At 39.7% G+C, this 10,351-nt stretch carries 15 protein-coding genes and 2 pseudogenes; 13 read left to right on the top strand and 4 right to left on the bottom strand.

Annotation, left to right across the window (positions count from 1 at the left end; genetic code table 11):
• Positions 1-327: pseudogene (locus tag ACFIMI_RS08965) on the top strand (hypothetical protein); the annotation flags it as partial.
• A 129-nt stretch (positions 328-456) separates the two neighbouring features.
• Here ACFIMI_RS08965 and ACFIMI_RS08960 read toward each other — a convergent pair.
• Together ACFIMI_RS08960 and ACFIMI_RS08955 are read right to left on the bottom strand one after the other, a co-directional pair.
• Complete coding sequence (locus ACFIMI_RS08960) at positions 457-762, bottom strand: BrnA antitoxin family protein (protein ID WP_273756873.1); 306 nt, start codon at positions 760-762, stop codon at positions 457-459.
• A pseudogene (locus ACFIMI_RS08955) lies at positions 740-1,038 on the bottom strand (BrnT family toxin). Before ACFIMI_RS08955 ends, ACFIMI_RS08960 begins: the two are co-directional and overlap by 23 nt.
• 194 nt (positions 1,039-1,232) lie before the next feature.
• On the opposite strand from ACFIMI_RS08955, the gene ssb reads away from it, so the two are divergent.
• The 8 genes from ssb to ACFIMI_RS08915 all read left to right on the top strand — a co-directional run bounded on the left by ssb (position 1,233) and on the right by ACFIMI_RS08915 (position 5,839).
• The gene (gene ssb, locus ACFIMI_RS08950) at positions 1,233-1,685 is read left to right on the top strand and encodes a single-stranded DNA-binding protein (protein WP_375613837.1); all 453 of its coding nucleotides are present in this window, start codon (positions 1,233-1,235) and stop codon (positions 1,683-1,685) included.
• 10 nt (positions 1,686-1,695) lie between these two features.
• The gene (locus tag ACFIMI_RS08945) at positions 1,696-2,232 is read left to right on the top strand and encodes a hypothetical protein (RefSeq protein ID WP_375613838.1); all 537 of its coding nucleotides are present in this window, start codon (positions 1,696-1,698) and stop codon (positions 2,230-2,232) included.
• 67 nt (positions 2,233-2,299) lie between these two features.
• Positions 2,300-2,500 carry a type II toxin-antitoxin system HicA family toxin gene (locus ACFIMI_RS08940; RefSeq protein ID WP_375690069.1) on the top strand — a complete coding sequence of 67 codons (201 nt, stop codon included), beginning with the start codon at positions 2,300-2,302 and terminating at the stop codon, positions 2,498-2,500.
• Positions 2,497-2,892 carry a type II toxin-antitoxin system HicB family antitoxin gene (locus ACFIMI_RS08935; protein ID WP_375613839.1) on the top strand — a complete coding sequence of 132 codons (396 nt, stop codon included), beginning with the start codon at positions 2,497-2,499 and terminating at the stop codon, positions 2,890-2,892. The genes ACFIMI_RS08940 and ACFIMI_RS08935 overlap by 4 nt, the downstream gene beginning before the upstream one ends.
• 459 nt (positions 2,893-3,351) lie before the next feature.
• Complete coding sequence (locus tag ACFIMI_RS08930; RefSeq protein ID WP_375672161.1) at positions 3,352-3,666, top strand: hypothetical protein; 315 nt, start codon at positions 3,352-3,354, stop codon at positions 3,664-3,666.
• Positions 3,667-3,669: 3 nt separating this feature from the next.
• Complete coding sequence (locus ACFIMI_RS08925; protein ID WP_375692486.1) at positions 3,670-4,251, top strand: hypothetical protein; 582 nt, start codon at positions 3,670-3,672, stop codon at positions 4,249-4,251.
• A 567-nt stretch (positions 4,252-4,818) separates the two neighbouring features.
• Positions 4,819-5,535 (top strand): antA/AntB antirepressor family protein, encoded by a 717-nt coding sequence (locus ACFIMI_RS08920; protein WP_375613972.1) that lies wholly within the window; start codon positions 4,819-4,821, stop codon positions 5,533-5,535.
• Positions 5,536-5,560: 25 nt separating this feature from the next.
• Entirely contained in the window at positions 5,561-5,839 is a 279-nt protein-coding gene (locus ACFIMI_RS08915) for a hypothetical protein (protein WP_375613974.1), read from the top strand.
• A gap of 51 nt (positions 5,840-5,890) precedes the next feature.
• Here ACFIMI_RS08915 and ACFIMI_RS08910 read toward each other — a convergent pair whose 3' ends face one another.
• Both ACFIMI_RS08910 and ACFIMI_RS08905 read right to left on the bottom strand, forming a co-directional pair.
• Positions 5,891-6,196, bottom strand: coding sequence for a BrnA antitoxin family protein (locus ACFIMI_RS08910; RefSeq protein ID WP_006589112.1), 306 nt, complete (start codon positions 6,194-6,196; stop codon positions 5,891-5,893).
• On the bottom strand, positions 6,174-6,440 hold the full coding sequence (locus ACFIMI_RS08905) for a BrnT family toxin (RefSeq protein ID WP_375613975.1): 267 nt from the start codon (positions 6,438-6,440) through the stop codon (positions 6,174-6,176). The genes ACFIMI_RS08910 and ACFIMI_RS08905 overlap by 23 nt, the downstream gene beginning before the upstream one ends.
• Positions 6,441-6,524: 84 nt before the next feature.
• On the opposite strand from ACFIMI_RS08905, the gene ACFIMI_RS08900 reads away from it, so the two are divergent.
• The 4 genes from ACFIMI_RS08900 to ACFIMI_RS08885 all read left to right on the top strand — a co-directional run.
• Positions 6,525-7,106: a hypothetical protein gene (locus ACFIMI_RS08900; protein WP_375692485.1), complete on the top strand. Its 582-nt coding sequence runs from the start codon at positions 6,525-6,527 to the stop codon at positions 7,104-7,106.
• Positions 7,099-9,027, top strand: a complete 1,929-nt coding sequence (locus tag ACFIMI_RS08895; RefSeq protein WP_375692484.1) for a phage terminase large subunit family protein — start codon at positions 7,099-7,101, stop codon at positions 9,025-9,027. Before ACFIMI_RS08900 ends, ACFIMI_RS08895 begins: the two co-directional genes overlap by 8 nt.
• Before the next feature lie 3 nt (positions 9,028-9,030).
• Entirely contained in the window at positions 9,031-9,279 is a 249-nt protein-coding gene (locus tag ACFIMI_RS08890) for a phage head-tail joining protein (RefSeq protein ID WP_375692483.1), read from the top strand.
• Positions 9,279-10,351: phage portal protein (locus ACFIMI_RS08885; RefSeq protein WP_375692482.1), on the top strand; the 1,073-nt coding region annotated here is incomplete at its 3' end. The genes ACFIMI_RS08890 and ACFIMI_RS08885, both read left to right, overlap by 1 nt.

Below are 10,351 nucleotides of genomic sequence, written 5' to 3'. Positions count from 1 at the left end.
AATCCAAAATATAAAGATGATGATACAACGGGTTGGGTGAAACTAACACGTGATTTACAACAGTATATGCACAGACTCTTAAAACTAATAAGTTTAGCGCTTGTCGTTTTAATTTTCCCAAGTAGTTATAAAGAAACGGTCTCTTTACCTATTATTTCTAAGTACGTGGAGCATAAGCTTTCTTTTTCATTGGATACTGTACTTTGGTACTCAGATATTGCTCTTTGGTATTCCTTTTTAGTTTGTGTATTGTTTCTTATGTTACATACACGCAGTTTAATAAACATATCTATTTACACACTACAGTGCTCCGTTAAAAAGCTATAGTAAAATTCCGATTTTATAAAACTGCTTAGATTAAATGGCGTTGTCTCTTCTCAACGTTCATAGATGAGATCAACAAGGAGATAAAAAACTATCGAAAGCTGTTTGATACTCTTTGTAGCAGGAAAGAGATCAACGCATTGAACGAAGCATGGCGTCACGTAAAATTGCGTTAATCCGTGTTTGATATCCTTTCCCTTGACTTTTAAGCCACGCTAGAACGTCTGAATCCACACGTACTGTTGTGACAGTTTTGGTTGGTTTATAGAATGGATTGCGAACGGCGTTTTTCCAGAATGCATCATTGAGTGACGGAATATCACTATGATCAATTGCACTGTCCGGCATTGCAGCCAGCTTATCAACTTCAACTCTCTGTTTATCTGTCAAAGGTGATAAGTTACCTACATCAATTTCATAAAGAACTTTCTTCTTCATAACGTTTCCTTTCTTTCGAGTTAGCTCGCCGCGCTGAAATAATACGGATTACTTCTATACCATCTTTATCATCATGGACAGTATGCGCCACGAGCAGCAGTAAAAAACCATCCACAAGACCCAAAGTTTGCCAACGATATTCTCCGTTTTCAATACGGTCTTGTTTAACCATGGCGAACGGGTCTGCAAAACACGAGCAGCAATTTCAAAACTGACACGGTGCTTTCTAAGATTACTTTTTGCTTTAGTTTCATCCCATTCAAATCTTATTTTCATATCTTATGTTAATACATTTATGTATGTATTTCAAGAGTTTTAAATGAACACTGAACTATTTATGTTTTTTTGCATATTAAATATAATTTTATATGTTAAAAAACAATAATATCATTTTGAAATAATTGAAAAAATAAGCAAATCATGCTAAGATTTTCTATGTATTAAAGTACAAGTTTAAGGTAAGAAAAAACATGCTAAATAAAGTGACATTAATCGGGCGTTTAGGTGCTGATCCCGAAAGCAAAACAATGAATTCTGGAGCAGAAATAGTCAATTTTAGTATAGCGACTTCTGAGAGCTATACAGATAAAAAAACCAATCAAAAAGTAGAGAAAACAGAATGGCATTCCGTGGTGATTTTTAATCCACATTTAGCAAAAATTACACTTCAGTATCTCAACAAAGGTTCAAAGATTTACGTAGAAGGCAAATTACAAACACGCAAATGGCAAGATAAAAATGGGCATGACCGTTATACAACAGAGATTATCTTACCACAATTCAAAGGGGAATTGTATTTGCTTGATGCAAAGAAAGAGCAATCAGCATCCCCTACCCCCTCACCCATTACTTCTCAAAATTATGCTATCGCTTCAGGTGCTACTGATCATGGCACATCTCTTAATGATGCTATCCCATTCTGATTGATAACATATGACAAAGAGAAAAAAACGTACAAAACGCGAACGTCCTCGGATTAAAGGATGTATCAGAGAACCAAACGGACGCATCTCACGAGCAAAAACACCGCATAAACCCATGGATAAATTGGCAATTGAAATGCGTGCCAAACGCTTTGGCTTGACCATAGAAGAGGCTAAAAATCCGCTTTCCGGAACCTATATCGGGCGGTTTTATTTGCAAGGTGAAATCAATCAAGACCAATATGATGCTGCACAAAAATATCTTGAAGTGAAAAACAATTATCTATGTGCAAAAGGATTGCCTAATGCAATTGATGATAACTTTACTCCTTCATCAAATGAGGAGGCACAAAAACGGTGGATTGAAAGAGCAACTCATTGTTATGAAGAGACGAAAGAGGTTATCAAAGAAACACAACACCTCTATAGACAGTATAATCTTTACGCTGCATTACAATATCTTGTTATAGAAGATCAATCGTTAACACATCTTGTTAGCTCTTTGCGTATTGTTCTTAATGCGCTTCATAAGCATTTTAGCCATTAAAAAAGAATTGACATCAGATGAAAAATCATTAAAATGTGTATATATTTACACATTATGAGTTTAGGTAATGGAACAAGATAGCCGAAAAATCATTGCAAAATTAAAGCGTGATGGCTTTGAACTTATCAAAGTGAAAGGTTCTCATCATAAATTTAAAAAAGATGATAAGGTTGTTATCGTTCCACATCCTAAAAAAAATCTTCCGATTGGTACAGCACGTTCTATCGCACAACAAGCAGGCTGGATAAAAGAAGGAGAAGAAGAATGAAAAGATTTTTTGCTCTTGTTCATAAAGATGAAGAATCTGCTTTTGGTGTTCAGTTTCCTGATTTTGAGGGACTTTTTTCTGCTGCTGATGAGGAAGAAAATTTAATCGCAAATGCAACAGAAGCACTCCAACTTTATTGTGAAGATATAGATAGAGTGCCTATTCCTTCAAAATTTGAAGAAGTCATACAACGGAAATCTGTCAAAACAGCTTTGTCAGAAGGAGCTTTTTTAATACAAGTTCCTTTTATTGAAAATGATTCAGAAGTCATACGCACAAATATATCAATTGAACGAGGGCTTTTACGTGCAATTGATAATTGTGCACAAAAGAGAGGTTTAACAAGATCTGCTTTTTTGGCAACAGCAGCCCGTCACGAGCTTAATATTTAGCTCATCAATCTGGAAAAATTTCTCACTCTCGATTTTTTTACAAAAGCGTGTAATTGCATATGATCCGCAAACTATTAATGAAAATCAAAAGGCGGCAGGCAAACAAAACGCTATAGTCAAGAGGGATATAACTATCATTGATATTATATACATGGCATCTAATATTTCTGGACCTGTCATTGCCTTTCCCTCCTATAATAATTTCACAATAATTTATAAAATCTAAAATATAGATTTTTTTGTTGGCATGGTGTAAAAAATCGTATTTAATGACGGCACTGCATTGGTTGTATTGCGTCCAAAATTCAAAAATATTCCCAAAAATTCAATGAAATATCAAGCCTTTAATATGGCTAGAAAGCTCTGTTTTCTAGATAATTCTGACTAATCTATTTTTCAAATAACAAAAATCAATAATTGACTAATGATGTCATTAATTATGACGCAAAAGGAGCAATGATGAAAGCTGTCATCACTAAGCCAATGTGTGTTGTTGGAGACAATAAAAGCACTGTTCGCTTTGAACCATCAACACCCAATAATCCATTTGTTGAAGTTTCTAATCAAGTCTACGCACGTCTCAAGCGCGCCAATGCTGCAAAACTTTTTGTTGACGTCAAGACAACAGCAAAAACAGATAAGGCAATTGAACAAATTAAACAGATAGAACAAGAAGCCGTACAAACATCGTCTAAACCAGTGACAGAGGAAATTCCACTCGAACAGCCAAAAGCATCTAAAGCTTCCAAGTCACCTACCCCAAAAAAGGCTTAGAAGTTGAAGTTAATCATCCACCAAAAATGGTATCTTCAACAGGCAAAAGATACCTTCACAAGCCTTCAAGCCCCTCGCCTTAATTGGGCTCTGCGTAATGCTCTAAACACTGCAGCAAAACAAGTTGAACGCTTTACTGAAAAGCAAGTTGCAGACATCTCATCAGCCCAAATAAAGCGTATAAGAAGAGGTGTTTATATTAAAGAAAAGGCAACAGCAAGGTTTCTTGAGACAGATATCATTGGTTCTGGAACACCGATACCTCTTAAATTTTTTAAAGTAAACGAAACAAAACGCGGCGTAACTTACACACTGTTTGGAAAGAAAGAAATCTTACCCCATGGTTTTATCAAGGGAGGCAGTTTTCCAAAGCGTGTTGAATTGAAAATGGGAGGGAATGTGTTTCAAAGAGATGACGGAGATCAATTCCCCATTGCAAAACAAGAAGGACCTTCAATTGCTAAAGTGATGTCTAAGCCAGAAATTGCAAGTGCTATTGTAAAAGAAGCCAATGAAAGATTAATTGCCAATATACAGTACCAACTTGCTCGTCAAGAATATGCCGCCAATAAGAAAGCTAAATAATGTTCTTAAGCTATGTCACCACACTACTCACTTTAATTGTAATTTTTAAAGCAGATTATCACTTGCGCTTTGGTTTTCTCCAGAAAAAATACAATAAAATCAATGCAAAAGGTACTTCCCAGCGGGTTGGCTTCGTTGCGGGGCAGGCGAGCGCGAACTATCGCTAGCGACAGAATTTTCAAATCAACTGTACATTGTACACTTAACTCATTGATAAATAACAAATTTAATGTGTCCTCATATACACACTGTACAATAGTGGATTATTTTTTAGAAAAAGTTTTTTATCACTTGACAAGACAGTATCATTATATCTATTGTCGAATCAGGTGCCTAAGAAACACCTTAAAACAACTAGCGGATTGGTTGCCGAAATAACTCGTTTTCCGCAATTTAAAAGCTTTGACTCATTGTATGCTACATGCATATAATAATATTGTCGGGTGTGGTTATGCCATATAATACCCTTTCGGGGAAAGCATAACGACGGGCTAGTTGCCGTGTTTCTTAGCGCCCGGCACTCTTTTAGAGTGTCATTAAGAAACCTCTAACAACTAGGAGTTCATTATGAACACACTTATAGAAATATCAGAACAGGTTATTGATCAGGAAACTGTTCAAACTGTTAATGCGCGTGAATTGCACGCATTTTTGGAAATTACATCAAAGTTTGCAGACTGGATTAAAAATCGCATTAAAGAATGTAATTTTCGAGAAAATATAGACTTTATAGGTTTTTCTAAAAATTTAGAAAAAGGTGGGCGCCCAAGCATAGAATACTACCTCACCTTAGACATGGCTAAACACCTTTCCATGATAGAGCGTAACGATAAAGGACATGAAGCTCGTCAATATTTTATCAAATGTGAACGACTTTTGAAACAAGTAGCAACACCGCAAATAAATCTTGCCAATGCATTGGAAAATCCTCTTACGATCAAACAGCTCCTTTTAGAGAGTATTAATCAATTAGAAGACTTAAGAAATGAGGTGAATACACTCAAGCCTAAAGCAGAGGCTTTGGAAGGCTTAAAACGCTCTGATGGTTTATTCGGTCTTATTGAAGCAGCAAAGATGTTGGAAGTACGACCAAAGGATTTAACTGATTACTTGCGTAAACATGGTTGGGTGTATCGGCGTACTCCAGGGGCGCCTCTGTTACCTTATCAAGATAAAACAAAAAAGGTTTCATGGACTGTCCTGCTATCACCATTCAAAGACCAGATGGTACAGAAAAAGTGCTCCCTTCAACAAAAATTACATCCAGAGGATTGGCATGTTTGAGAGAGCAAATCTTTGGGGGTGTGCAATGAATAGCAGTGTCGACTTCTTATGCGATTTGTGGATAGCGTTGGCTCAATTTTCCAATCATCAAAGTGTTGGAGATGAGGATTGTAACACGCTGGTGCAGGTCATGGGCGTGGTGGAAAAAGCTTTGATTTTAGAACTTCAAGACGAAGTGCCCAATTTTACAAAGATTCTGGCAGTTCTTACAGATTTCGGAGCTTCAGAGTTTCCCATGGCTATGAATCCTTTTTTGAAAGCTTACGAACCAGATTTAGAAAGCCCCATTAAAAAGGTTGCTTAACTTAAAAACAGAACTCCCCTCCCCGTTCTCAAAAATGGGGAGGTGGTTGGTTTAGCTGCCACTTGCTTTTTTTAAGACTTCACCCATACGTGTTCGCCAATCTTTTCCTTGTTTTTTAAAAGAGGCAATAACATTTGGGTCGAGACGGAGAGTAACCGCTTGTTTAGGAGATTCAACGGGTGGACGCCCACGTTTACGGCGCTCTTCTGTTACATACTTAAAAAAAGAGGCTGGTAAAACGTCTTTAGCTGGCTTTAAGCGTGCAAGTTCTTCATCTGTTAGTGGTGGGGAATCCACAGCGTCCCAATCTTCTTTTGTATAGCCACATCCTGTTTCAAAGGTTTTTTTGATAGTCATTGAAAACCTCTCTTTCTTTTTTATTCGCTTGACGAAAACTGATAATGGATATCGCTTCATTGCCAAGCTTTGCAAAAACAATAACTGTTGTGCCATCCGCAAAATGTCCAATAGCCTTCATGCGGTTTGAATGGGTTGCATCAATAAGAGCATGTTCCCAGTCAAAGTAAATAACATCAGCAAAATCAAGCTTATGTTTAACAATGTTTAAAGCTCTTTTTGGTTCATCCCACACTATCTTCATATATTTTATGTACACGAAAAATAAAGCCTTGTCAATAATTAAAGTGTACAATAATTCGTATATACCATTCAAAATGGAGCAACTATGAATAAGAAAACGCGTAAGGGTCTATCGGTTCGTGCGTTTGCAAAAAAGATGGGTGTTTCACCTAATGCGGTGGTTTCTCGGATAAAGACAGGTAAATTTGATGCGGCTCTTTTTGAAGATGGTTCTGTCAATGAAGCCCTTGCCACAAGCATCTGGAATGAGAATCCAACAAAGCGCCCTGCTCCATTTTTAGCGCCTGATGGTCAACCGCGGACAAAGATCAAACAAGCCTCTACAGAGGGCGCTAATGAATACAAGATAAAACTGGAGCGAATGCAAGTTGCTCTTGAAAGCGAAAAGATTGCACTTGAACGATTGCGCGAAACCACTGTTGATCGAGAAGAAATGAAAAAGGCAGCTCGTGAGTTTGGAAGAGCGCACCGTGATGCTATGTTGAATTTTCCTCATCGTTTTGGTGCAAGCATTGCTGCACAAGTTGGATGTGATGCAGCCAGCCTTATTGGTGCTATTGATTATTATATAAGAACCGCTTTGCTTGAGGCGGTTAATATTCCAGTGCCTTTTCATGATCCTCATTCTCCAGAGTTAGAGAACTTGCAAGAAACGAATAATGGATGACAATGCAGTCGAAGAATTTTTCTCCCATGCCAATAATGCAAGACAACCGGACCCACCGTATACGGTTTCGCAATGGGCGGATAAGAATAGATACCTTAGCACGGTAGCAAGTGCTGAGCCTGGGCTTTGGAGAACAAAGCGTACCCCCTATTTGCGTGAAATCATGGATAATCTTTCCTCCTACGTGCCAATTGAAACAACTATTGTCATGAAAGGGGCGCAAGTTGGCATGTCAGAGGCAGGATTAAATTTCTGCGGTTATGCTATTCATTATAGTCCAGGACCTGCTCTTTATGTCATGCCGACCGTTGAGACAGCCAAAAAGCTTTCAAAGACGCGGCTTGATCCTATGATTATGGCAAGTCCAGTTTTAAGTGAACGCATAGCCCCAGCACGAGCACGTGACAGCGGGAATACCATGTTTTCGAAAGAGTTTGATGGTGGTGCACTGATGCTTACAGGGGCAAACAGTGCTGCTGGTTTGCGTTCCATGCCTATTCGTTATCTGATTTTGGATGAAGTGGATGGTTATCCTCTCAGTGTGGATAACGAAGGTGATCCGGTGATGATTGCGGAAAAGCGTACCTCGACCTTTGTACAACGAAAGATCTTTAAATTGTCCACCCCCACCCACCGTGACACAAGCCGTATTGCCAAGGATTTTGTGCTAGGAGACCAGCGATATTACAACGTGCCTTGTGATGCATGTGGTACACTCCAGCCGATTGTTTGGTCACAAATCAAATGGCCGAAAGGGGCTCCCGAAAAAGCTGTTTTTGTTTGTGCCCATTGTGGTCATGAACATGCCGAGCACCGAAAAACAGATCTCATGTGTGAAGAAAGAGGCGCATGCTGGGTCCCAACCAGTGAGTCAAGCAGACCCAATTTGCGTTCTTATCATATTTCGGCACTCTATTCTCCTTGGCTTACATGGGGGGAATGTGCAAGAGAGTTTTTAAATGCCAAAGATGATCCAGCTCTTCTACAGCCTTTTGTCAATACAGTGCTTGGAGAGCCATGGGAGGACAGAACAGGCGAAGTTATTGATCCTGATAGCCTCTATGCAAAACGCGAAGATTATCCCCTTGCACCAGAACAATCCGTCGTGTTGACAGCTGGTATTGATGTGCAAAATGACCGCTTGGAACTTGAAGTGGTGGGATGGGGGCGTAGTGAAGAAAGTTGGCATATTGATTATCAAGTGATCCTTGGTGATCCCTCTTCTTTTGAAGTCTGGGACCAGCTGGATGAATACCTTACAAGACGCTGGCCACATCCAGGCTATAAAGATGGCATCAAGATAACGGCTGCTTGTATTGATACCGGTGGTGGACACACACAAGCGGTTTATAATTATGTGCGCCCGCGTGAGGGACGACGTATCTGGGGGATTAAGGGACAAGCGGGATGGCGTGCGGTCTGGCCACGCCGACCAAGCAAAAACAATAAAGGACAGATTAATCTCTATATTGTTGGGGTTGATGCAGCAAAAGATATTATCACAGCACGGTTTAAAAAATCCGGTTCTGAAGCATCGGGGGCTGGTGCAACACACTTTCACAAAAGCCTTGATCGAGAATATTTTGACCAACTGACCGCTGAAAGAAAAGTCATCAAATATTTTAAAGGCTTCAAGCGTATTGAATGGCAAAAAAGTGAAAAGGCAAGAAACGAAGCCTTGGACTGTAGGGTCTATGCTTATGCTGCTTTACAAGGTCTGATTTCGGCAGGAATAAACCTTAATCGAGAAGTCGATATCTTAGAAGAGCGTCTGGAAAAACTTAAAATTGAAGGCGCTTTAGAACAGCCAACATCAGAACATGTGCCCTCTCCTTCTCCAAGAAGATCTCAGACAGCACAGCCTCAAAAGAAGCCATTCAGAACAATGATGAATCCTTATATGCGAGGGGATTGGAGGTAATTTGTGGGTGAAACTTTAGAACCAATTAACAGTAAAATTGAAAGACTTGAAAACTTAAAAAGGCGGCGTGAACAAATTGAAGAGGCTCTTTATTCGGGTGCGCAATCGGTGCGCCATGGCGATAAGCAAGTAAGCAACCGTTCTGTTGAGGAACTGCGCAGAGCGCTTGAGATGCTGAACACACAAATAGCGGACCTTGAAGGGCGTAAAGGTTCACGCGTTTTCTATTTTAATATATCACGAGGCTATTAATGGCTGGCTTTATCAATAAACTCACGGGCTTTTTTACAATTTCTCGTCAACACAATCCCCATTTTGAAGCGGCAAGTAAAAGCCGTCGCATGGGTGGTTTTGACCCCGCCAAAAAACATATCAATAAAGCCATTGAGGAATGCGGTGATACCATTGTTGCCCGTTCAAGATGGCTTTATGACAATGAATCTCTTTATGGGTCTGCAACGGAGGAATGGGTCTCTGCGGCTGTAAGTGATGGGATTAAACCTTATCCTCGTATTGAAGGCTTTCAAGAAGAAAAGAAAAAGCTTTTAGACTTATGGTGGCAATGGGTTGATGAAGCCGATTATGATGAAGATACCAGCTTTTATGGGCTGCAAGCAACCATTGCACGAGAGGTCTTTTTAACCGGAGAGTGCTTTGTAAGATTGCATTATGTTGACCTTTATGGGCGCTCTGGTGTGCCTCTTCAATTGCAAGTTTATCCAACCGAAATGCTAGACCTTACCTACAATGAACCTGCTGAGATTGAAGGCAATTACATTCGTATGGGGATTGAATTTAACGCCAGTGGTAAGCGCGTTGCTTATCATTTCTGGGAACATCACCCCTATGATGATGTCCCTGCAAATATGGCATTTGAGAGCCAAGAGCGCGTGCGCATCCCTGCTGAAATGGTCCTTCACATCAAAGAGCGCCGTATTGCCGGACAATTGCGCGGTTCTCCCAAAATAACGCGCGCTATGACAAAGATCTTTCAACTCGAATCCTATGATGATGCAGAGCTTGAACGAAAAAAAACAGCGGCTCTTTTTGCGGTGTTTATTACAGGGAAGGAATCTCTTGAGGCAGAGTTAGAGGATAATCGTGAAAAAACGAAAATTGAACAGAGGGTAGAAAAGAAGATTGAAGAGGTACCCGAAGAGCATCCAATTTACCCTGGCTCAGTTAACGTGGTCGATGGCGAAAAACAAATTACATTTTCAACCCCTGTTGAGGTTGGTGGTTCTTACGAGGCTTTTCAATTTCGCAATATCTTGAAAATTTGTGCAGCACTTAATATGCCTTATGCCGTTGTGACTGGAGACGT

The organism is Bartonella sp. AP4SXKL, assembly GCF_042195845.1.
GTDB lineage: Bacteria > Pseudomonadota > Alphaproteobacteria > Rhizobiales > Rhizobiaceae > Bartonella.
The sequence above is the reverse complement of the archived record's forward strand: the minus strand, read 5'-3'. Positions and strand labels throughout refer to the sequence as shown.